Below are 21,958 nucleotides of genomic sequence, written 5' to 3'. Positions count from 1 at the left end.
GGAAATAAGGATTATGGCAAAAAAGCGTAAGTCAAGGATATCTAAGAGCGTAAAGACTGTTGTTCGTGTGTTTATCATTTTGTTAGTAGCTTATGTCGGTTTTCACTACTACAGAAGATACGCTATTCAATCTGAACAAATTAGACAAGCACAACTAGAGCATGAACAAGAAGCCGCAAAATTATTAAGAGAGAAAGAGGCATTTATTAAAAAGATTGGGCCGATTGCCCGTGAGGTGGATAAATCATATGATTTATTGCCAAGTATTACGGTTGCACAAGCCTGTCTTGAAAGTAATTATGGTCAAAGCAATTTGTCGCAAAAATACAATAATTTATTTGGGGTAAAAGGAACTAATCCAAATACTTCTGCGGTGATGACGACTAAAGAATACGTTAAAGGCAAGTGGATTACGGTTAAAGCTCGTTTTCAAATTTATGATTCATATGAGGCTTCAATTCGAGCTCATGCGCGCCTGTTTCAAAATGGTACAACATGGAATCATCAGCAATATAAGCATGTCTTAGCTTCTAAAGATTATAAAACTCAGGCAAAAGCCTTAGTTACTGATGGTTATGCCACTGATCCTGATTATGCCGATAAATTAATTAATTTAATTGAACAGTTTGATTTAGAAAAATATGATAAGTAAAAGTAAAGCAGCAAAATGAATGCTGCTTTTTTTGGTATAATATTCGAGTTGCATTAGTAAAATTATTTTTGTGAAGGGGATAATAATGAGCGAAAAATCTATCTTAGCCGGTTTGAATCCGCAACAGAAAAAAGCGGTTGAAACTACTGAAGGACCGTTGTTGGTTGTTGCTGGGGCAGGTTCTGGTAAAACTTCTGTTTTAACTAGACGAATAGCCTACTTAGTTGAAGAAAATCAGGTTGCACCATGGAATATTTTAGCCATTACCTTCACCAATAAGGCGGCTAATGAAATGCGTGAGCGTGAACAAAAATTGTTGGGACCAGCTGCCCAAAATATTTGGATGTCGACTTTCCACGCTCTTTGCGTTCGAATTTTGCGTAGAGACGCTGATAAGATTGGCTATAGTCATAATTTTTCTATTGCGGATTCTGCAGAGCAATTGACCTTGGTGAAGCATATTGAAAAGGATTTGAATATTAATCCTAAGATGTATGATCCACGCGGGATTTTATCTGCTATTTCTAATGGGAAAAATGACCTGCTTGATCCTAAGGCGTTTGCTGCAAGTGCCAGTTCACCATTTGATAAGATGGCAGCTAAGGTCTATGAAGAATATCAAAGAAGACTGCGCCGTGATCAAATTATGGACTTTGATGATTTGATTATGCAGACTTTGGTTTTGTTTAAAAAGGATCCAGAGACTCTTAATTATTATCAAAATAAATTCCGTTACATTTTGGTAGACGAATACCAGGATACTAACCAAGCACAATATGAACTTTGTCATGCACTAGCTGCACAATATAAAAATATTTGTGTAGTTGGGGATGCAGATCAGTCAATTTACGGTTGGCGTGGTGCCAATATGGAAAACATCATGAATTTTGAATCTGACTACAAAAAAGATGGTGTTAAGACTGTTAAGCTAGAACAAAATTACCGTTCAACTGGCCATATCTTGTCAGCAGCCAACTCAGTGATTAAAAATAATCAAAACCGTAAGGCAAAGAATTTATGGACCGATCAAGGCGAAGGTGCCAAAGTTACTTATTATCAGGCTCAAAGTGGTGATGATGAGGCGCACTACATTATTTCAAAAATTAAAGAAGAGGTAGAAGCTAAAAAACGCACATACAAGGACTTTGCAATTCTTTATCGTACTAACGCTCAATCACGTACAGTCGAAGAAGCTTTTGTTAAATCAAATATTCCTTATCAAATCGTAGGAGGACACAAATTCTACGACCGTAAAGAAATTAAGGACATCATGGCTTATTTGAAGTTAGTTGCAAATCCTGCAGACACCATGAGCATGAACCGAATCATTAATGTACCTAAGCGCGGTATTGGTGCAGCAACTGTGGATAAGTTGTTAGCATTTGCGGATGAAAATCACTATAACGCCTTGGATGCAATGGATCATGTGGCCGAAAGTCCAATTAATACCAGAACTGCTAAAAAATTAAGTGATTTTGGCACAAAATTGAGGGATGCAATTGCTTATGCGCAAACTCATGGCGTGACTGGTTTAACTGAAAAGATCTTGTCTGACTTTGAATATACTGATGCTTTGAGAGCAGAAAATACTATTGAAGCTGAAACAAGATTAGAAAACTTGGATGAATTCTTATCAGTTACTAAGCGTTTTGATGATCATTATGAACCAGATGAAGATGAATCAAATCCATTGAGTGATTTCTTAGCAGAAGTTTCATTGCTCAGTGATCAAGATGACTTAGATGAGGATGATAACCAAGTAGCCTTAATGACCTTGCATGCAGCCAAAGGTCTAGAATTTCCAGTTATTTTTTTAGTAGGGATGGAAGATGGTTTGTTTCCATTGCAGCGAGCAATGATGGACGATAACGAACTTGAAGAAGAGCGTCGTTTAGCTTATGTAGGAATTACTAGGGCTAAGAAGGAACTTTATTTGACTAATGCATATTCACGAATGATGTATGGCCGTATGCAAAATAATCCACCTTCAAGATTTTTAGATGAAATTGACCCTAAAGATTTGCAAAAAGAAGAAAGCAACCAACTTCAGAGTAGTTTCATCAAGTCTAATTTCCAATCACAAACGGCACCATTTGCGCGTAAAGCTGAACGAGCTCGTGCACAAGTTTATACCGCTAAGAAAGCTTCTGGTGCCGTAGGTGCCGAAAAGAAGGGCTGGAGCGTTGGTGATCAAGTTGAACATAAAGCCTGGGGCCGCGGTGTTGTAACCAAAGTCAATGGCACTGGTGAAGATATGGAATTAGACATCGCCTTCCCAGATAAAGGAATTAAGCGGCTTCTAGCAGCTTTTGCGCCTATTAAGAAGGTATAATAAAGATAAAAATAAAAAGATTTTTAATCAGGAGGTAAAAATGGCTAAGATTACTCTTGATGAAGCTAAAAAAGAAGCAGCTTCTCTTAGAACCAAGCTAGATGAATGGGCCGATGCGTATTATTCAAAAGATGCGCCTGAAGTTGAAGATAATGTTTATGATCAAAGTTATAATCGATTACTTGAACTAGAAAAAGCTTTCCCTGAAATTGTTACGCCTGATTCAATTACTCAGCGTGTAGGTGGAGAAATCGATAGTGATTTTACAAAGGTTAACCACCCAATTCCTATGCTTTCAATGGGGGATGTCTTTTCAAAAGACGAACTCAAGGAATTTGACCAAAGAATGCAAAAGTTGGTTGGTCATCCTGTTGAATATAATGTCGAGTTAAAGATCGATGGTTTATCTTTGTCTCTTGAATATCAAGATGGCAAATTGGTTCGCGCTTCAACTCGAGGCAATGGTTATGTTGGTGAAGACGTAACGGCTAATGCGCGTTACATTGCGGATATTCCCCAAGTTTTGCCGGAGCCTCTGACTATCGAAGTTCGCGGTGAATGTTACATGGGAAAAGAAGCTTTTGCCAAGTTGAATCAAGAGCGTGAAGATGAAGGTTTGAGCGTGTTTGCTAATCCACGTAACGCTGCTGCCGGTTCACTTCGTCAGCTTGATCCTAAGGTTACTAAAAAGCGGCAACTGAGTACCTTTATTTATACATGGGTTAATCCACCACGCGAGATTACCAGTCAGCACCAAGCAATTGAGCGCATGCATGAATTGGGTTTTCATACTAATGAAACTGGTCGTAAATTGGCTAATCTTGATGAAGTATTTGATTTTATCGACGAATACACGGCTAAGCGTAATAGCTTAACTTATGGCATTGATGGTATTGTTTTAAAAGTTGATGATTTAAGCCTTGAACAGCAATTAGGGAACACCGTGAAGGTGCCACGCTGGGAAATTGCTTATAAGTTTCCACCAGAAGAGCAAGAAACAATTGTGCGTGATATCGTTTGGACGGTAGGTCGTACCGGTGTTGTAACACCTACGGCGGTGATGGATCCTGTTCAATTAGCAGGGACAACAGTTGCCAGAGCTTCATTACACAATCCAGATTACTTAAATGAAAAAGGCGTTAGAATCGGAGACACTGTTAAGCTTCATAAAGCTGGCGATATTATTCCTGAAATTTCTGAAGTAGTTTTATCAAAGAGACCTGCAGATTCTGTTCCTTATGAGATTCCTACTACTTGCCCATCCTGTGGACAAAAATTAGTTCACTTAGAAGATGAAGTAGCCTTACGCTGCATTAATCCATCATGTCCAGCTCAAGTTGAAGAAGGAATTATCCACTTTGCTTCTCGTCCTGCGATGAATATTGCGGGCTTAGGTCCAAAAATTGTTAAACAATTAATTGCTAAGGATTTAGTACATAATGTCGCTGATCTATACCATTTAACAGAAGATGATTTAGCTCAGCTTGATCACTTTAAAGAAAAGTCTATTAACAATTTGTTAACGGCAATTGATAATTCGAAAAAAAATTCTGTTGAATTATTGATTACTGGCTTAGGAATTGACCATGTTGGAGCTAAAGCAGCTCGTTTAATTGCACAAAAGTTTAAAAATCTGGAAAAGATTATGTCCTTAGGGGTGCAAGATATTGCTTCAATCGATACAATAGGCATGACGACTGCAGAATCAATGACAACATATTTTGCTCAACCCGAAGCACAAAAATTAATTGAAGAATTAAGAGAAAGTGGTCTTAATATGGATTACTTGGGTGCAGATGAACCAGAAGAAGCACCAGATAATCCATTTAAAGATAAAACTGTTGTTTTAACCGGTAAGTTAGAGCATTATACAAGAAGCAAATTTACTAAGAAATTGCAAGCTTTAGGTGCTAAGGTTACAGGATCTGTATCACATAAAACTGATTACTTAATTTATGGCAAAGATGCTGGATCTAAGTATAATAAGGCTGAGCAATTAGGGGTACCACTTCTGACTGAAGAAGAGGCAATCGCACAGATTGAATAAAGGACAATTATTGTGAAAAAATATTTGCAGATTATGGCTTTAGCTGGAGCAATGCTCACTCTGAGTGGTTGTGGTAAATTAAAAGATTCAAGTTTAGCAAATAATGCCACGACTACTTCAACAGCTAAGAAAAAAAGCTATCAAACAACTAATACAGGTAAAAATGGCTACACTGTTTTAATGAAAAATGGACGCTATGTAATTAGTCCTATTGCAGGTTTAACCGCAACAAATAACGATAATTCGGTTGATACGCGTGAATTAGAACGTGGATTGATCCAAATTTCTAAAAATCAATTTTCACCTAATCAATATGTTTTCCAAGAAGGTCAATATTTAGATACTTCAACAGTAACAGATTGGCTGACTAGAAAATCTAAGAGCAATCCTAAGGGCTTGAATCCAGCTAATAATGGCAAGACTGGCTCTGATACTCGTAATCCTATTTATTTGGAAGAAATTGTAGAGCAGGACTATTTAACCGGTTCAGGTTCAAAGTATCAATTAGGCGGAATGAGTTTGGGATTGGCAATGAATTCTGTTGACTATTACCAAAAAAAGCGGAATGGTGCAGAATTTAAGACTGAAATTTCACGTGCTGAACAAAAAGCTCAGGGTGAAAAAATAGCTAATGAAATTGTAGCTCGTTTGCGTAAGAAGAAGGCTTTGAAGAATATACCAATTACTATTGGATTATTCTCAAAGACAGAAAAAGATTCATTAGTTGGTGGAACTTACTTTGCTTACGGGACAGCGGCCGCTAATAGTAGTAAAATAACTAAATGGAAATCCGTGTCGGAAAAAATTCAAGTTTTACCGACAATTGGTAATGAAAAAGCAATTAATAGTGATGATGCATCTCACTTTAATGATTTTAAGGCAGCTATTCAAAATTACTTCCCTAATATTAGTGGGGTAACGGCTACTTTGCGTTATGATAATGACAAGCTTGTTCAAGAAAATATTTCAATTACCACCCAATTTTATGGTTATGAGCAAATTCAGAGTTTTACTCGTTTAGTCTTATCATCTGCAAAGAAATATCTGCCTAATAATGTTCCAATTGAAATTAAGATTGGATCTGTGGATGATGTACAAGCATTGATTGCCAAAGAAACCGGCGACAGTGATTATCAAGTCCATGTATATGGCGGCGAATAGGAGGTATATTTGCGTGGAAATCACAAAAGATACCATTAAACACGTTGCGACTTTATCGCGACTTGCGTTTAATGAAGAGGAATTAGGTAAATTTACAGATCAAATGGGATCAATTATCAACATGGCTGATCAACTTAGTGAAGTTGATACTGAAGGTGTTGAAGAAACTGTTCAAGTTGTTGATCGCGATACTGTATTTAGAGAAGATAAACCTGAACACTGGCAAGGACAAAACAGAGAAACATTAATGGCTAATGTTCCTGAAAAGGCTAACGGCTATATTAAGGTTCCTGTAATTATTAATAAGGATGAGGACGAGTAATGAATTACTTAAACGAAAATATTGATTCATTAAATAAAAAGCTTGCCAGCGGTGACTTGTCAGCAGATAAGTTGGCTAAAGATACTGTGGCAAACATTAAAGACACAGATAAGAAATTAAATGCTTGGATTACTGTAGTAGATGATGCAAAGCCTGCAGAAAACCTTGATTTTTCAAAGAGCAAATTAGCAGGTATTCCAATTGCTATCAAGGATAACATTATTACTAATGGCATTAAGACTACTGCAGCAAGTCATATGTTGTACAATTACATGCCAATGTACGATGCAACAGTTATTTCTAAGCTTAAGAAGGCTGGCGCAACCTTTGTTGGTAAGACTAACATGGATGAATTTGCTATGGGTTCTTCAACTGAACACTCATACTACGGTGCAACCCATAACCCATGGAACTTAGACAAGGTTCCTGGTGGTTCATCAGGTGGTTCTGCAGCAGCAGTTGCCGGTGGTCAAGTTGTAGCAGCTCTTGGTTCAGATACTGGTGGTTCAATTCGTCAACCAGCAGCATTTAACGGTATTTTTGGTATTAAGCCAACTTATGGCCGTGTATCTCGTTGGGGTCTTATCGCATTTGGTTCTTCACTTGATCAAATTGGTGTAATGACTAAGCGCGTTAAGGATTCAGCAGAAGTACTTAATGTAATTGCAGGTGGCGATGACCACGACTCAACTGTTTCAACTCGTGAAGTTCCTGACTTTACTAAGTTTATTGGTCAAGATGTAAAGGGCCTTCACGTAGCTGTTCCTAAGGAATACATGGAAGCAATTAGCGGTGAAATGCGTGAAGTTGTTCAAAAGCAAATTGATGCTTTAAAGGATGCCGGTGCAATCATCAATGAAGTATCATTGCCACATACTAAGTATGTTGTGCCAGATTACTACATTATTGCCTCAAGTGAAGCTTCATCAAACCTTCAAAGATACGATGGTATTCGTTACGGCTACCGTGCTGAAGACACTAAGAACTTGCTTGATGTTTATGTAAAATCACGTTCTGAAGGTTTTGGTGCAGAAGTTAAGCGTCGTATCATGCTTGGTTCATTTGCACTTTCAGCTGGTTCATACGACAGATTCTTTAGACAAGCTGCTAAAGTTAGAACATTAATCTGCAATGACTTTGATAAGATCTTTGCTGAAAATGATGTTATCGTTGGACCAACAACTACTGAACCTGCATTTGATATTGGCAGTGAAATTTCTGATCCAATTAAGATGTACAACAACGATATTTTGACTATTTCTGCCAACTTAGCAGGTATTCCTGCAGCTAGTGTTCCAGCTGGTTTAGTTGATGGTATGCCTGTCGGCTTACAAGTTATGGCTAAGCGTTTTGATGAAGGTAACGTCTTCAAGACTGCTGACTTTATTGAACGCACAAATAAGTTTTATGAAAAAACACCAACTGGAATGGAGGATTAATTGAATGAATTTTAAATCGACTATCGGACTTGAAGTCCACTTCGAATTAAAGACAAAGAGCAAGATTTTCTCTCCTTCACCAGTAACTTACGGTGCTGAACAAAACACGGAGACAAATGTTATTGACTGGGCTATGCCTGGCACCTTGCCAATGGTTAACAAGAATGTATACCGTTTAGGTATTATGGTTGCCATTGCAACTCATGCTCACATTTTGCCAACTACTCACTTTGACCGTAAGAACTACTTCTACCCTGATAACCCAAAGGCTTACCAGATTACTCAATTCTTCCAACCACTTGCTCGTGATGGTTACATTGAAGTAGAAGTTCGTGGTAAGAAGAAGAGAATCGGTATCCATGAAATGCACATCGAAGAAGATGCCGGTAAGAACACTCACGGAACCAATGGTTTTTCATACGTTGACTTAAACCGTCAAGGTGTTCCACTTCTTGAAGTTGTTTCTGAACCTGATATGGAAGACCCAGAAGAAGCTTACGCTTACCTTGAAAAGTTACGTAAGATTGTTCAATTTACTGGTGCTTCTGACGTTAAGATGGAAGAAGGTTCAATGCGTGTTGATACCAACATTTCTATTCGTCCAGCTGGACAAAAGGAACTTGGTACCAAGGTCGAAATGAAGAACTTGAACTCATTTGATCACGTTCGTCGTTCACTTGCATACGAAGAAAAGCGTCAAGAACAAGTTCTTCTTGCTGGTGGCCACATCCAACTTTCAACTCGTCGTTTTGATGAAGCAACTGGTAAAACTGTTTTGGAACGTGTTAAGGAAGGTGCATCGGACTACCGTTACTTCCCAGAACCAGATATTGCTCCAGATCACATTAGTCAAGAATGGATCGATCAAATTGCTAAGGAACTTCCAAAGAGCCCATTTGATCGTTACGATGACTATGTAAATAAGTTTGGCTTGAAGCCATACGATGCAAATGTTTTGCTTCAAACTAAGGAAAGTTCAGACTTCTTTGACGCAGCTGTAGCTGCTGGTGCTGATCCAACACTTGCTGCTAACTGGATGAACACTCAAGTAAATGGTTACTTGAACGATCACCGTGTAAGTTTGAATGACATTAAGCTTACTCCAGAACACTTGGCTGAAATGATCAAGTTGATCAAGGATGGTACTATTTCATCCAAGATCGCTAAGAAGGTCTTCGCCGAAACTATTGCTAATGGTACTGATCCTAAGAAGTACGTTGAAGACAATGGTATGGTTCAATTATCAGATACTTCAGTTTTAGCTCCAATGGTTAAGAAGGTTGTTGATGATAACCCTCAATCAGTTGAAGACTTTAAGAATGGTAAAGATCGTGCAATTGGTTTCTTAGTTGGTCAAATCATGAAACAAACTCGTGGTAAGGCTAACCCTAAGATGGTTAATAAGTTGCTTAACCAAGAATTGCAAAATCGTTAATTTTAGAACGTTAAGGTAGTAATTATGACTAGTAAAGCAAGATTAATTTATAATCCTGTATCCGGTCACGAGCAGATGCCCAAGAATGTGGCCGATATTTTAGATGTATTAGAGCAGGCTGGCTATGAAGCTAGTGCGTTTAGAACTACACCTGAAGAAAATAGTGCTCGTAATGAAGCTACTCGTGCTGCAAAGGAAGGTTTTGACCTGATTGTAGCTGCTGGTGGCGATGGCACAATCAATGAAGTGGTTAATGGAATTGCCTTTTTAGAAAAAAGACCTAAGATGGCAATTATCCCTGCTGGTACTACCAATGATTATGCTCGTGCATTAGCCATTCCACGTGATAATATTCCAGATGCAGCGAAAGTTATTCTGAAAAATAAGACACGGAAGATGGATATCGGTAAAGCAGTTTTTGGCAATCAAACTCAATATTTTGTAAATATTGCTGCCAGTGGTTCTTTAACTGAATTAACATATGGTGTGCCATCTGAAGTAAAGTCAGCTTTGGGTTATGCTGCATACTTGATCAAGGGCGCAGAGATGCTGCCACATTTAAGCGAAAACGAAATGCGTTTGACCTATGATGACGGCGTTTATGAAGGCAAGCTTTCCATGTTCCTGCTCGGAATGACCAATTCAATCGGTGGCTTTGAACAGGTTATGCCTGATGCACAGCTTAGTGATGGTTTGTTCCAGTTGCTCGTGGTTAAGCCTTCTGATCCTGTCAGCATGATGAAGTTGATGGCTTTAGCTTTAAATGGTAAGCACGTTGATGATCCTAATATCATTTATACCAAGACGCGCAGTTTAAAGGCTGAGCTCATTGGTAAGAGTGAGGGACAGGATCTGCCAGTTAACCTTGATGGTGAAATTGGTGGCTATTGTCCAGTAGAATTCAAGAATTTGCAACAACGTATTGAATTCTATGTTGGTAAATAAAAGTTGAAATTGTAAAAATAAATGGAGCTTAGTCAATCGTGCTAAGCTCCATTTTTTAGGTGAAAAATGTTTAAGTTGCATAAAGTATTCGATAGTCGACATTATCGAAGATTATCGTCAGTTCAGAAAGAAGAATTAAAAGAGGCGCGAGATAAAGTACATCAGGCACAACAAAAAGAACCTGAGAGATTGCGAGAACACCTCGAAACTTTCAATGATGCCGTGATTGCGATTATTATTACGATAATTGTTTTGCAAATACAGCCAGCTTTTAAGGCAAGTCAATATTTAGAATTTTTAGGAAATATCGTAACTTTCATTATTGCTTTCTTTATTATTGCGGATTTTTGGTATGAGTTGCATTTAGCTTTTTCTTATTTCATCTTTAAGCCTGACAAAATTACTGCAATTTGTGATTTTTGTTTGTTAGCTACTTTATCTCTTTTGCCCGTGATGACCAAGTGGATCATGATGCATGATTCTGCTTTTGCGGTAACAAATTTTGGGATAGTGTATTTCATTGCTCAGATTTTAAAGGTTTTTGTGCAATACTTTGGAGCAAAGCCACTAATGCGTAGCTCACAGGTGATGAATATAATGATGGTAAAAACGTCAGTGCATAGAATTATTCTCGTGTTTCTTTTGACAATATTTTTAATATTGTTATCACTAGTTGTGCCTAAGGTGGCTATGGTCTTATATATTCTTATTCCATTTATTTCATTTTTTAAGCCAAATAATAGTCGTGGCTTTAGATAAAAAAATAGATGCAGATTTTTTCTGCATCTATTTTTTTATTAAAATTAATCGCGATCTCCGCCCATGCCGAAAATTTGAAGCAAGAACAAGAAGATGTTCACGAAGTCTAAATAAAGTTGCAAAGCACCAAGTACGGCTAAACCATTAGTTGAAACTTGGCTACCGTAGTTGTTGTAAATTGCCTTCATCTTTTGTGCATCGTAAGCAGTCAATCCAGTGAAGATTACTACACCGATGATTGAGAAGACGAAGCTGGCAACGGAATTGCGCAAGAAAATGTTAACAACCATTGCAACTAACAAACCAATCAAGGCAGCACTTAGGTAAGAACCCATGTTGTTCAAGTTCTTCTTAGTAAATGTACCAAAAACGGCCATTGCTCCGAATACAGCGGCAGATGATACAAATGCCGTACCGATTTGAGCTTGGGTATAGAAGCCAGCTAAAAGTGCAAATTCAAAGCCATAAATAACAGCTAAGATCATTAACATCACAAAACCTGCAACTGGATTTCTAGTAGCTTTGAAATTGATGCCCAATGATAAACCGATTGGAACAAAAAGAATAATCCACATCATTGCAGGTGGCATTTGCATCACTGCTGATCTAAAGACAGTCATGGTCAAAAATGCGGCAAGTGCTGAAACTAAAACGGATAGTCCCATGTAACCGTACATTTTTGAAAGAAAACCGTTTACTTCTGAAACGTCATGAACTTCACGATGTCCAGGATTTGAAAAGTTATCCATATTATATGTCACTCTTTCTTTTATTTAGTTGTCTTATATATTTTAACGTATTTAGAAAAAAAGTATAGTATTGCTGTTTGTAGCACTAGTTTTTAAGGTTTTCTTATAAATGAGTTATTTGAGGCAAAGAAATTTTTTATAAACAATATTTCCCGTATAGTTAGATTAAGGAAGTGATTGTATGGATAAAAATATTCAGATAATGAAGTGCGTGGTGAACGCAGCAGCCGACCAGAGCAGGTGGAAAAACAAGCTTTAACTTTAAGTTTTACCAAAAATGCTTGGGACAAATATCGACAACTAACAGGGTCACAGAAGACGTTTATTGATAGTGAATTAGACGATTTAAAATTTAATCAAAATAGACAAAAAAGTAAACAGGTTAATGCAGAGCTTGATCAGGCACTTGTTTTTGAAAAAAATGATGCAGAGATAGTAATTACGGATATTGGGTATGAACCATATCGTGAAAGCCAAGAGCATAAGAAGGCCCAAATCAGGATGGAAGATATGAATAACTAAAAAAGAGTGCTTTGGGCACTCTTTTTGTCTTAAACTTTATTTCTTATCCTTAGCCCACTTCAAACCGATACCAGTAAATCCACTGATGATTGAGAATACTGGTGAAAGCAAACTGAAGAATGCAAATGGCAAGAATTGAAGTACAGGTACGCCCAAGGTAGCAGCGGCAAATGAACCAGCAACACCCCATGGGATTAAGTAGTTGATAACACTACCACCATCTTCAAGCACGCGGCTAAGTGCAAGTGGTGAAAGCTTAATTTTATCAAAGGCAGGCTTAAATGCACGACCTGGCAAAATTACTGATAAGTATTGTTCACCAACAAACAAGTTGATACAGATACCTGAAAGAATAGTAACGGTAATTAAACGACCTGGTTTTCTTAAATGCTTAACAAGTGGTTCCATTGCACTTTGAACTACGTTAAATTTCATTAACATCCCACCTAATGAAAGAGTAGAGATGATTAAGGCGACTGTCGCCATCATGCTGGAAATACCACCACGAGTAAGCAGAGCGTTAACAGAAGCATCGCTAGTTTTAGCTACGAAACCATTCATAATTAAATTATTCAATGATTGTACTGATTCATGAGGATTTTGAACGAAAATCATGATCACAGTTGCTGCAATGTTGACGAAAAGAGTAGGGATAGCTGGTACTTTACGCCAAGCGCAAAGGAGCATTAAGACGATAGGTACAACTGCCCACCAAGAAATAGAGAAGTTGATTTGTAAAACGTGAGAAGTACGTTCAATCTTAGTTGGATCCATATGACCACTATTGCCAAGAATCCAGAACAAAATCAAGGAAACAACAAATGATGGAATAGTTGACCACATCATGTTCTTGATATGGTCAAATAACTCACTTTCGGTAACTGCAGATGACAAATTAGTTGAATCTGATAATGGAGACATTTTATCGCCAAAAACGGCACCTGAGATGATTGCGCCGGCAACCAAAGCTGGATTGGCGTTCATGCTGGCACCAATACCAAAAAGGGCGATACCAACTGTAGAAATAGTAGTAAAACCACTACCAATAGCGACACCAACAATGGCACAGACGATAAAGACTGATGGAACAAAGAAGCTGCCACTGATTAAATGAAAACCAAGAACCATGATGGAAGGGATGATTCCGGCTTTAATCCAAAGACCAATCAAGGCCCCAATTAAAATAAAGATAAAAATCGGAATGATTGCAACGCCGATTCCCTCTTTAATACCATCTTGCACGTCTTTCCAAGTGAAGCCGCGAAATCTTGCCCAAAAGGTGAGCAAAAGAACCGTGAATAAAACAGGGACTTCTGGTGAAAGACCGAATTTAATTACTGAAATACCTAGAATAGCTAATAAAGCTATGAGGATGATAATTGATTCCGTAAAGGAGACCTTTTCCTTTTTCATATGTTTTCCTCCAAATAAAAAATCTCGTTGACTTAAATAGTCAACGGGACGACGATAGCCGTGGTACCACCCACTCTTTCAAGCGTAAGAGCTTGAATCTCTATCAGATGGTAACGGTTCTGAAAAGTTATCCGAACAATATTGAATCACGATGTAATTCGTCTAACTTCGCCTGACTGGTTCGCACTAACCACCAGATCTCTGAACGCTTAACGAAGTAGCTACTTTGTCGTTGATTGTTGGAAATTATGATAGCAAGATTAAAAAAATATGTCAATACTTTGGATAAATAATCTTGTAGTAGCTTTGGATCAAGTATTATAATAAAGGATTAAATGGTTTATTAAAAAGGCTGGTTGTTTATGGAAAAAAATCAAATTATCGATTTAGAGATTACTGATCTTTCATATGAGGCAATGGGTGTTGCCCATTACAATGGAATGACAGTATTTGTAACTAATGCTCTTCCAGGAGAAGTAGTTAGTGCCAAAATTTTAAAAGTTAAGAAGAACTTTGCTTTTGCTAAAATTGAAAAAATCAAAAAAGAAAGCCCTGACCGAGTAAAGGTTAAGTTAAATCATGGGGTCCAATCAGGCTTGGCTTCTCTTGCTCATATTAAATATGATAAGCAGCTTGATTTTAAGCGTAATCAAGTGGTTAACCTCCTTAAGAAGGCCCATCTTGAAAATATTGAAGTGGGGGAAACTTTAGCTAGTCCCGAAGAAGTAGGTTATCGTAATAAGGCGCAAGTTCCTGTGCGTGAAGTAAATGGTCAACTAGAAATTGGCTTCTTTAGACGTCATTCACATGATTTGATGCCTTTGACCCACTTCTTTACCACTGATCCTGAAATTGATCGCGTGTTAGTAGCAGTAAGAGATATCTTGCGTAAATACAAGGTACCTGCTTATGATGAGATCAATAATAAGGGTGAGGTGCGTTACCTTGAAGTTCGCCGTAGTAAATCGACTGGCGAGATGATGGTAATTTTAGTTTGCTTGCATAAAGATTTTATGCAATTACCAAATGTAGCTGCAGAAGTTAGTCAAATTCCAGGTGTTTCTGGCTTGATTCTAAATCATAACCCTAAGAAGACTAATGTCATTTTAGGGCCAAAGGATTATTTGGTCTTTGGTAATGATCAAATTACTGACCAAATTGGAGACTTGAAGTTTAGAATTTCACCTCAAAGTTTCTTCCAAATTAACTCTTTGCAAACGCCACGTTTGTATAATTTAGCAATCAAACAGGCTGATTTGAAGCCAGATGATGTAGTAATTGATGCTTATTCAGGTATCGGAACTATTGGATTAAGCGTTGCTAAGCATGTTAAGGCTGTGCGAGGAATTGAAGTAGTTCGGGATGCGATCAAGGATGCCAAAGATAATGCTAAGCTTAATGATATTACTAATGCTAAGTATTATTTAGGTAAGGCAGAAGAAATTATGCCACGTTGGGCTAAGAGCGGCTTAAAGACAGATGTGGTATTCGTTGATCCGCCAAGAAAGGGATTAACTCCTGAATTTATTAACGCTGCTGTTAAGACAGGACCTAAGAAGATTGTTTATATTTCATGCAATCCAGCAACATTGGTGCGTGATTTGCAATTGTTCCAAGAAAAAAGTTATGAATTTAATCGAATTGATCCTGTTGATATGTTCCCACAGACTCCACATGTGGAGAGTGTTACGGTCCTCGAACGTACAGAAAAATAGCTCATAAACCGCGCTCTGACGGCATTTATAGATGATTGAAAGTGTACTTTTTCCCTTCTGAACTATTGGAATTAGTACACTTTTTCTATTTGAAGCTGGCGGGTCGAGTGTTCTATGTCCTATTTCGATAGTCGAGTAGACGAAGGTCCAGTTTGGCAGGTCGTGTCGATTAGGGTTGTGGAAGTAGAGGTGAGCCTTGATATGGTAGCGTTTGTGGTATGTACGAATCGGTCAGTTTGGTACTAAGGATTGAGTTAACAAAAATAATATTGAATTTATGCCAATTCGGTTAAAATATCGAAAATTCGCAGGAGAGTTGTATACTCGACGTATATGACAAAAATTATTCTTTTTAAATACATATAGAATAAACATGATGATTACGAATGAAGGTGCTTTCATGAAAAATAAAATAAGTGATAAGAATATGTTCCAGAATTTTGAGGTAAAGGCCTACTGGTTTCTTAATGACAATCAAAATTCCGGCTCTTACGGTTTTTTAAAATATAATGCTGGTCAGGATTCTGTATTCGAGATATCACCTGCTTTTTGTGATAAAACTGAACAATTTAATAGTCCATCACCATATGATATTTGTGGGATTTCTGAATATGGAGAAATTATCCGCGGAATTGGATACAGAGTAGGTAGTTCTTTTAATCATCCGGGATTAAGCATTGAAAAGATTCAATTCTTTGATTTAAAATAAAAAACGAAAGATGGCTCGAACCCCCGTCTTCGTTTAAAGAAAGGACCATCTTTCATGGATTATTCTCGCGATCAATCATCGTAGTAAGGATGAACTCAATCATTTACTCGCGATCAAATGGACCCAGCTTCCCCAATCACTTCAAAAAGTTCAACGGACTCTCCGGAGGCATCATAAAGAGATTATCACCAGCTTTAAATATGGTGACTACACGAATGGTCCAGTCGAAGGAACTAACAATAAGATCAAAGTTATTAAACGAACTGCTTATGGCTTTCGTAACTTCTTTAATTTTCGGGCTCGAATCCTGCTTGCCCTTCCTAACTCATACTTTGCCATCAACTGGAAGAATAAAAGAACAGCTCATGTCCAATCTCAGACACAAGCTGTTTGAAAAGTTATTCAAATTTTTCTATCAGTACTTCTTGACGAAGAGCCATAAAAAAGAACTGCTCCATCAAAAGCAGTTCTTCATAATATTAGACAAATTATTGTGGAACAACATTAGTCGCTTGAGGTCCTCGATCGCCTTGTTCAACATCGTAACTAACTTTTTGCCCTTCCTCAAGACTCTTAAAACCGTCAGTTTTAATTGATGAAAAGTGTACGAATGCATCTTTACCATCTGAACCAGTGATAAACCCAAAGCCCTTATCAGCATTAAACCATTTTACAGTACCTTGCATATATATATATATCCTCCTAGGAATCAAACCAAAGTAACCAAATTGAATTAACATCTAAGAAAATAATAGATAGCAAAAATGAATGATACTTATAACTTCCGTATATGTCAATTTAACTAAGCTTAACACTTTAATTCGCTGTATGCAACCCTAAATAATTCAAGCGCACAGTTTTTTATATGACTATAATGATGTCCAATCGGAGTTGCTCAGTGTGATAAATAATTGGGTAAGTTCCTCAAAAGAGTTACAGTTACTGGTGGATGACTATTTGTTAACGGTTAACTACAGGTCGGTAATTGAAAATGATCTTGTCAATTATACACAAGGCATTGAATCGTATTTTAGGAATGAACGTCTTACTTTGAGGGATAAAATAAACAAATTTATTGAGGAATTGCCTGAATCCTATAGAGAACTATTATCTGAACACGTTGGAAATACAGATGATTGGATTGGAAAGCTTGTAAGCACAAGGGTATTCCTAACACACGGAGATAGAGAAAATATGGTGGTATCTAATCCTTATAAGTTAGTGCAGATGACAAAAATATTCGACTTTATGGTTAGAATCTTTATTTTACAAAAATTAGGGATAACCATTGATAAACCAAAGATACTTAATAAAGATCAGAATGTTTAAAATAGCACCCAGCCAAAATAGCTGAGTGCCGTACACCATAAATTTCACATATTAACTCTAATTACTTCACCATTTTTGAACGTGAACTCCATGTAGCGTTAAAAGATGGTGATTTTTCGTGATATAAAGAGGTGTAAAATAACAATAGAGATTAGTATTCATTCGATGAGGTGACGCACTATGCAAAAACACATTAAAGTGATAATAATGACTGTCGTGATTTTAGCCTTGATGGTTGGTGGTCAAGTTGCACCATTGGCCGTCGCTGATCAGCTAAACCTTTCGAAGAACGCCGCCATAATTACCATGACGATTACTTGCAGGAAGTTAAGGACATTGTGATGGGGAGGTATAAGTGATGAAAACTATACAACTAAATAAAAGATATAACACTCAACGAACTCCAAGATAGAGTGAAATATATTTTAAGCTTTAAAAATAAGTTATAAATATTAGAGGAAAACGATATACAGCAAGGGGTTACTGTAGCTAGGGCATTACAAAGTTTTATTAATGCTGAGGATAAAGAAGTAACCAAAGCAAGGTACGACCTTTTGATGAAGAGCAACAATTATTTATCAAATTACAAGGGCTTTATTCTGGAGTTCCGACAATTTAACGGTCAAATTACTAAAAGAAACCTGCATAGTTTTATTTTTGAAATAACATCAGCTCATGAGTCAACAGTACTTAATGCATTATTTCCAAATGGAAATGTGCAGTTTAAGGATCTGTAATTTGCCACTAGTAATCACTGATGGTAAAATATGAATGTAGACAAAAAAGCGAGCCGCTTTAAAGGCGATGGTTTAGTTACTTTTTATTTAATAAAAGATTGTCCGCAACTGGCCAAAGTTATGTGACGATCTTTTATTATGCACAGAATGTGAAAATAAAGGTTAGTAATGCAACGATGAAAGTCTCAAATGCTAACGCTAGCATGAGTGCTTGGTAGACGCTCACGGGCCGTAATCTTTTCTGAAGAATAGCTCATTGGAACCACCTCATCTCGAGGAAACAGACACCGCCCATAAAATTTCTCGCAAAGGTGATTATGTCATAATTGGATGATGGCTTTGATATTTATAGTTCAGGTTTCCGCAAACGTTTGTCTACTAACCATTGTGGATCTTCTGTTACCACAGATGGCTATATAATTTTGATCAGCTAATCATCTACACAATCTAGATCTATTAGCATTTTTGAGTCGTGTAGATATATGTGCTACTATTTCGTAGACATTCCCTATTGCGACAGGGCGCAATTTGTACCTAATGTGCAATTGCCAGACACCAGTCACTGCATGTTGAAGCTGTAACTGTTCTTACAAAGAAGTAGAAAATGATTATTAAACCACTAATTTCTGAAGATGAAGCAAAAGAAACAAGTCGACTTTTTCAAAAATGTTGGCAAAATACATATAAAGATATATTGCCAGATGTATTTTTAGATAATATTCCTGAAAATGCATGGGTTAAACGGTTGAATGAAAGTGGCCGTCACAATTTAATTTTTATTGATGATGACAATAAAATTCGTGCTGCGGTGAGCTATGGTCGCCCGCGTGATACTCGCATGCTAGGGTGCGGCGAATTAATGGCTTTATATGTTGAACCAGATTTCCAAGGCTTTAATATCGGAAAAACTTTGCTTAATGCTGCCGAAAATGAATTGAAAAAGATGGGTTACGGTAAGATCTATCTGTGGTGCATTGATGGAGATGAAAATGCACGACAATTTTTTGAACATTTTGGCTGGGTTAATAATGCTACCGAAAAGTTTGTGGAAATTGCTGGAAAAGAATACAAGTACTTGCTATATCAAAAGAATTTGCATGATTAAAAATTATTTGAGATGCAGTTATGTTCTAAATTGGACATAACTGCATTTTTTTGCAAAAAAGACTTGCGCTTTTATCTCACTTTAGTATAATAGTATCTGTTCGGCTATGGAGGATTACCCAAGTGGCTTAAGGGGACGGTTTTGAAAACCGTTAGGCGGTTCTGCCGCGCGTGGGTTCAAATCCCACATCCTCCTCTGATTGGTCCATTGGAGCAGTGGTTTATCTCGCCTCCCTGTCACGGAGGAGATCGTGGGTTCAAATCCCACATGGACCGTTTATGGCGGAATTGGTGAAGGGGTTAACACACTGGTTTGTGGATCCAGCATGCGTGGGTTCGAATCCCACATTCCGCCCCATAATGGAGGATTAGCTCAGCTGGGAGAGCATCTGCCTTACAAGCAGGAGGTCACAGGTTCGAGCCCTGTATCCTCCATATTTTTTTACTCTTATTATCGCTGATAATAGGAGTTTTTGTTTTTTAAAGGGAAAGTTGAATGAATAAAAAACAAATTACAATGGTTACGATTGCCCTGATGCTTGGGAATGTAATGTCAGGACTTGATGGAACAATTATTAATACTGCAATTCCGACAATTGTGGCAGCTTTGCATGGGATTCAGTTTATGGGCTGGATTGTGGCGATTTTCTTATTAGGGATGTCGATTTCGATCCCAATTTGGACTAAGATTGGTGAGAAAATCACTAATAAAAAGGCCTTTGAAATTTCTCTAGTATTATTTGTGCTTGGAGCTGCTTTGCAGGGAATGGCACCAAATATCATCTTTTTCTTGTGTTCTAGATTCATTATGGGGATCGGCGCAGGTGGCATGGGATCTCTTCCTTACATTATTGCCGGTTACGTTTTTAAAAATATTAAAACTAGAACCAAGGTCCTTGGCTACTTGACTGCTAGCTGGAATGGTGCTGCAATTTTAGGACCATTAGTTGGTGGTTGGCTGATCGATGCCTTTTCTTGGCACTGGGTCTTCTATATTAATATTCCAATTGGTTTGATAGCATTAATCATTTGCTTTATCTACTACAAGCCTGTTACACCAGAAAAAACACCAGTCTTCGATATTCCTGGTGCTGGTTTGTTAGTTATTGGCTTGCTTTTATTCTTGATGGGTGTTCAATTAGTTGGCTTAACTGCTAATTGGATTGTGATTAGTTTGATTATCATCAGTCTAGTATTTATTGTTCTCTTCTTTATTCGAGAGAATCATGCAGCTAATCCAATCATCCCAGTATCTTTGTTTAAAAATAAAGATTTAGATGGTGACTTTCTTTTATTTGCCTTTACTTGGGGTGCATTTATTGCAGTTAACACCTACATGCCAATGTGGGCTCAAGCATTGCTTGGTTTATCTGCACTTTTAGGTGGGATGACTTTGATTCCTAATTCAATCGTAGAAATCATAGCCTCTCAAAGTGTAGCGGCTATTCAAGAGCACATGAGTACATTTAAATTAGCCTTAATCGGAATCATTGCAATGATGATTTCATCAGCTGGTTTATTTTTAGCAGATATCCATACACCGGTACAGATGCTGACCTTTATCGGTGCATTTTCAGGAATCGGTGTTGGCTTTATCTTCGTTGCTATGCAATTGAAGGTTCAACTTGATGCTGGATTGAAAAATATGGCTACGGCTACTTCAACTTCATATTTGATTAGAATTTTGGCTCAAACCGTCATGGCAGCTGTGTACGGCGTAATTATGAATTTGAACTTGGCAAGCGGCGTCCATACACATAAGGGCATTACGATGGCAATGATGAACAAGTTAAGTGATGCAAAAAGTGCCAAATTATTGCCTCAGGGATTGGTACCAACAATGAGAACAATTTTCCATGCGGGGATTAAAGAGATTATGTTGGTATCGTTAATTTTGTTAATCATCGCTTTTGTGTTGAATTTCTACTTTAACTTTGGTAAAAAGCGTAAGAAACTACAATAATAAGACATTAAAGCATAATGTGTTTTTCCGCATAATTAATTAAATCTTCTAGTGGAGTAGCATAATCTTGCTTCACCCACCAGATTAAAAGCATGTAAATTCCGCCGGATTGGTAGGCAATTGCATAATCTGGCAAATTTAAGTCAGGGTGGTAGACACTAAGCAGCTTTTTTAAGTAGCGAGTTTGAAAGTTTAATAGACTCCCTTCAAAGCCAGCGTCTAATAAGATTTTCATGACCTTGGGATTTCCTTTGAAAAAAGTTAGGTAAGCTACTAACTGCTTGGTCAATGTTTTCAATTTGTGTTCATTGATATCGACAATGAATTTTTTATATTGATTAGCCAAAAATAGCATTAATACATCATTTTTTTGGCTGTAGTTACGATAAAAAGAAGTTCGAGAAACATGAGCTTTACGCGTAATTTCTGCAATGGAAATTTCTGCGTAAGGCTTTTTTTGTAATAAAGAAAATAAAGCTTTTTCTATATGTTGCTGCGTGTGCAGGCTTTTCATATTCATAAAAAATCATCCTTTGATTAGTTTTAATTTGACAAATGATATCGCTTACACTATTATTATAGCTGTAAATAGTTACAGGTGTAACGATTATTTGAAAGAAGTGTA

20 protein-coding genes, 4 tRNA genes and 1 pseudogene are annotated in these 21,958 nt (G+C 37.4%); 20 read left to right on the top strand and 5 right to left on the bottom strand.

The window, feature by feature from the left end; all coding sequences use genetic code 11:
- Positions 1 to 13: 13 nt before the first annotated feature.
- From AADV52_RS05980 to AADV52_RS05940, 9 genes are all read left to right on the top strand, one after another.
- Entirely contained in the window at positions 14 to 652 is a 639-nt protein-coding gene (locus AADV52_RS05980; RefSeq protein ID WP_014919254.1) for a glycoside hydrolase family 73 protein, read from the top strand.
- Positions 653 to 737: 85 nt separating this feature from the next.
- A complete protein-coding gene (gene pcrA / locus AADV52_RS05975; RefSeq protein WP_014919253.1) occupies positions 738 to 2,984 on the top strand; it encodes a DNA helicase PcrA in 2,247 nt (748 codons plus the stop codon).
- Positions 2,985 to 3,024: 40 nt separating this feature from the next.
- Complete coding sequence (ligA, locus tag AADV52_RS05970; protein ID WP_107775323.1) at positions 3,025 to 5,031, top strand: NAD-dependent DNA ligase LigA; 2,007 nt, start codon at positions 3,025 to 3,027, stop codon at positions 5,029 to 5,031.
- Between the two features lie 12 nt (positions 5,032 to 5,043).
- A complete protein-coding gene (locus AADV52_RS05965) occupies positions 5,044 to 6,192 on the top strand; it encodes a CamS family sex pheromone protein (protein ID WP_014919252.1) in 1,149 nt (382 codons plus the stop codon).
- A gap of 13 nt (positions 6,193 to 6,205) precedes the next feature.
- The gene (gene gatC, locus AADV52_RS05960; protein ID WP_003633051.1) at positions 6,206 to 6,514 is read left to right on the top strand and encodes an Asp-tRNA(Asn)/Glu-tRNA(Gln) amidotransferase subunit GatC; all 309 of its coding nucleotides are present in this window, start codon (positions 6,206 to 6,208) and stop codon (positions 6,512 to 6,514) included.
- On the top strand, positions 6,514 to 7,953 hold the full coding sequence (gene gatA, locus AADV52_RS05955) for an Asp-tRNA(Asn)/Glu-tRNA(Gln) amidotransferase subunit GatA (RefSeq protein WP_014919251.1): 1,440 nt from the start codon (positions 6,514 to 6,516) through the stop codon (positions 7,951 to 7,953). The genes gatC and gatA overlap by 1 nt, the downstream gene beginning before the upstream one ends.
- 4 nt (positions 7,954 to 7,957) lie before the next feature.
- Entirely contained in the window at positions 7,958 to 9,388 is a 1,431-nt protein-coding gene (gene gatB / locus AADV52_RS05950; protein ID WP_003626901.1) for an Asp-tRNA(Asn)/Glu-tRNA(Gln) amidotransferase subunit GatB, read from the top strand.
- A gap of 24 nt (positions 9,389 to 9,412) precedes the next feature.
- The gene (locus tag AADV52_RS05945) at positions 9,413 to 10,333 is read left to right on the top strand and encodes a diacylglycerol kinase family lipid kinase (RefSeq protein WP_014564055.1); all 921 of its coding nucleotides are present in this window, start codon (positions 9,413 to 9,415) and stop codon (positions 10,331 to 10,333) included.
- 66 nt (positions 10,334 to 10,399) lie between these two features.
- Complete coding sequence (locus AADV52_RS05940) at positions 10,400 to 11,092, top strand: TMEM175 family protein (RefSeq protein WP_014919250.1); 693 nt, start codon at positions 10,400 to 10,402, stop codon at positions 11,090 to 11,092.
- Positions 11,093 to 11,136: 44 nt separating this feature from the next.
- Here AADV52_RS05940 and AADV52_RS05935 read toward each other — a convergent pair whose 3' ends face one another.
- Complete coding sequence (locus tag AADV52_RS05935; protein ID WP_014919249.1) at positions 11,137 to 11,841, bottom strand: Bax inhibitor-1/YccA family protein; 705 nt, start codon at positions 11,839 to 11,841, stop codon at positions 11,137 to 11,139.
- Between the two features lie 240 nt (positions 11,842 to 12,081).
- Between AADV52_RS05935 and AADV52_RS05930 the strand changes: the two genes are divergently transcribed.
- Positions 12,082 to 12,363, top strand: a complete 282-nt coding sequence (locus AADV52_RS05930; RefSeq protein WP_014919248.1) for a hypothetical protein — start codon at positions 12,082 to 12,084, stop codon at positions 12,361 to 12,363.
- 36 nt (positions 12,364 to 12,399) lie between these two features.
- Here the strand turns inward: AADV52_RS05930 and nhaC are convergent, their stop codons facing one another.
- Positions 12,400 to 13,776 (bottom strand): Na+/H+ antiporter NhaC, encoded by a 1,377-nt coding sequence (nhaC, locus tag AADV52_RS05925; RefSeq protein ID WP_014919247.1) that lies wholly within the window; start codon positions 13,774 to 13,776, stop codon positions 12,400 to 12,402.
- A gap of 362 nt (positions 13,777 to 14,138) precedes the next feature.
- Here nhaC and rlmD point away from each other — a divergent pair, with 362 nt between their 5' ends.
- From rlmD to AADV52_RS05910, 3 genes and pseudogenes are all read left to right on the top strand, one after another.
- Entirely contained in the window at positions 14,139 to 15,491 is a 1,353-nt protein-coding gene (gene rlmD, locus AADV52_RS05920) for a 23S rRNA (uracil(1939)-C(5))-methyltransferase RlmD (RefSeq protein ID WP_126096194.1), read from the top strand.
- Positions 15,492 to 15,891: 400 nt separating this feature from the next.
- Positions 15,892 to 16,200, top strand: coding sequence for a hypothetical protein (locus AADV52_RS05915; protein ID WP_014919245.1), 309 nt, complete (start codon positions 15,892 to 15,894; stop codon positions 16,198 to 16,200).
- Between the two features lie 58 nt (positions 16,201 to 16,258).
- A pseudogene (locus AADV52_RS05910) lies at positions 16,259 to 16,594 on the top strand (transposase); the annotation flags it as partial.
- A gap of 94 nt (positions 16,595 to 16,688) precedes the next feature.
- Here the strand turns inward: AADV52_RS05910 and AADV52_RS05905 are convergent.
- Positions 16,689 to 16,886: a cold-shock protein gene (locus AADV52_RS05905; RefSeq protein ID WP_014919244.1), complete on the bottom strand. Its 198-nt coding sequence runs from the start codon at positions 16,884 to 16,886 to the stop codon at positions 16,689 to 16,691.
- A gap of 214 nt (positions 16,887 to 17,100) precedes the next feature.
- On the opposite strand from AADV52_RS05905, the gene AADV52_RS05900 reads away from it, so the two are divergent.
- A complete protein-coding gene (locus tag AADV52_RS05900) occupies positions 17,101 to 17,529 on the top strand; it encodes a HEPN domain-containing protein (protein ID WP_014919243.1) in 429 nt (142 codons plus the stop codon).
- Between the two features lie 873 nt (positions 17,530 to 18,402).
- Here the strand turns inward: AADV52_RS05900 and AADV52_RS05895 are convergent.
- Positions 18,403 to 18,471 carry a hypothetical protein gene (locus AADV52_RS05895; RefSeq protein WP_349884197.1) on the bottom strand — a complete coding sequence of 23 codons (69 nt, stop codon included), beginning with the start codon at positions 18,469 to 18,471 and terminating at the stop codon, positions 18,403 to 18,405.
- A 399-nt stretch (positions 18,472 to 18,870) separates the two neighbouring features.
- On the opposite strand from AADV52_RS05895, the gene AADV52_RS05890 reads away from it, so the two are divergent.
- The 6 genes from AADV52_RS05890 to AADV52_RS05865 all read left to right on the top strand — a co-directional run bounded on the left by AADV52_RS05890 (position 18,871) and on the right by AADV52_RS05865 (position 21,333).
- The gene (locus AADV52_RS05890) at positions 18,871 to 19,371 is read left to right on the top strand and encodes a GNAT family N-acetyltransferase (protein ID WP_003633097.1); all 501 of its coding nucleotides are present in this window, start codon (positions 18,871 to 18,873) and stop codon (positions 19,369 to 19,371) included.
- 108 nt (positions 19,372 to 19,479) lie between these two features.
- Positions 19,480 to 19,566 (top strand) — tRNA-Ser (locus tag AADV52_RS05885).
- Positions 19,567 to 19,572: 6 nt separating this feature from the next.
- Positions 19,573 to 19,646, top strand: a tRNA-Asp gene (locus AADV52_RS05880).
- 6 nt (positions 19,647 to 19,652) lie between these two features.
- Positions 19,653 to 19,728: transfer RNA gene (locus AADV52_RS05875), tRNA-His, on the top strand.
- A gap of 4 nt (positions 19,729 to 19,732) precedes the next feature.
- A tRNA-Val gene (locus tag AADV52_RS05870) sits at positions 19,733 to 19,805 on the top strand.
- Between the two features lie 61 nt (positions 19,806 to 19,866).
- Complete coding sequence (locus AADV52_RS05865) at positions 19,867 to 21,333, top strand: MFS transporter (RefSeq protein WP_014919242.1); 1,467 nt, start codon at positions 19,867 to 19,869, stop codon at positions 21,331 to 21,333.
- A 7-nt stretch (positions 21,334 to 21,340) separates the two neighbouring features.
- On the opposite strand, the gene AADV52_RS05860 is transcribed toward AADV52_RS05865, so the two are convergent.
- Positions 21,341 to 21,853: a TetR/AcrR family transcriptional regulator gene (locus AADV52_RS05860; protein WP_014919241.1), complete on the bottom strand. Its 513-nt coding sequence runs from the start codon at positions 21,851 to 21,853 to the stop codon at positions 21,341 to 21,343.
- Between the last annotated feature and the right edge of the window lie 105 nt (positions 21,854 to 21,958).

Origin of the sequence: Lactobacillus helveticus (assembly GCF_046109915.1) — a bacterium.
Classification (GTDB): domain Bacteria; phylum Bacillota; class Bacilli; order Lactobacillales; family Lactobacillaceae; genus Lactobacillus; species Lactobacillus helveticus.
Note: the sequence above shows the minus strand (reverse complement) of the source record. Positions and strands in the feature narration are given on the sequence as shown.

Excerpts from the sequence above, each read along its gene's own strand:
- AADV52_RS05980 (WP_014919254.1), top strand. The coding sequence starts at position 14 with ATGGCAAAAAAGCGTAAGTCAAGGATATCTAAGAGCGTAAAGACTGTT.
- pcrA (WP_014919253.1), top strand. The coding sequence starts at position 738 with ATGAGCGAAAAATCTATCTTAGCCGGTTTGAATCCGCAACAGAAAAAA.
- ligA (WP_107775323.1), top strand. The coding sequence starts at position 3,025 with ATGGCTAAGATTACTCTTGATGAAGCTAAAAAAGAAGCAGCTTCTCTT.
- gatA (WP_014919251.1), top strand. The coding sequence starts at position 6,514 with ATGAATTACTTAAACGAAAATATTGATTCATTAAATAAAAAGCTTGCC.
- gatB (WP_003626901.1), top strand. The coding sequence starts at position 7,958 with ATGAATTTTAAATCGACTATCGGACTTGAAGTCCACTTCGAATTAAAG.
- AADV52_RS05945 (WP_014564055.1), top strand. The coding sequence starts at position 9,413 with ATGACTAGTAAAGCAAGATTAATTTATAATCCTGTATCCGGTCACGAG.
- AADV52_RS05940 (WP_014919250.1), top strand. The coding sequence starts at position 10,400 with ATGTTTAAGTTGCATAAAGTATTCGATAGTCGACATTATCGAAGATTA.
- AADV52_RS05935 (WP_014919249.1), bottom strand. The coding sequence starts at position 11,841 with ATGGATAACTTTTCAAATCCTGGACATCGTGAAGTTCATGACGTTTCA.
- nhaC (WP_014919247.1), bottom strand. The coding sequence starts at position 13,776 with ATGAAAAAGGAAAAGGTCTCCTTTACGGAATCAATTATCATCCTCATA.
- rlmD (WP_126096194.1), top strand. The coding sequence starts at position 14,139 with ATGGAAAAAAATCAAATTATCGATTTAGAGATTACTGATCTTTCATAT.
- AADV52_RS05915 (WP_014919245.1), top strand. The coding sequence starts at position 15,892 with ATGAAAAATAAAATAAGTGATAAGAATATGTTCCAGAATTTTGAGGTA.
- AADV52_RS05905 (WP_014919244.1), bottom strand. The coding sequence starts at position 16,886 with ATGCAAGGTACTGTAAAATGGTTTAATGCTGATAAGGGCTTTGGGTTT.
- AADV52_RS05890 (WP_003633097.1), top strand. The coding sequence starts at position 18,871 with ATGATTATTAAACCACTAATTTCTGAAGATGAAGCAAAAGAAACAAGT.
- AADV52_RS05865 (WP_014919242.1), top strand. The coding sequence starts at position 19,867 with ATGAATAAAAAACAAATTACAATGGTTACGATTGCCCTGATGCTTGGG.
- AADV52_RS05860 (WP_014919241.1), bottom strand. The coding sequence starts at position 21,853 with ATGAATATGAAAAGCCTGCACACGCAGCAACATATAGAAAAAGCTTTA.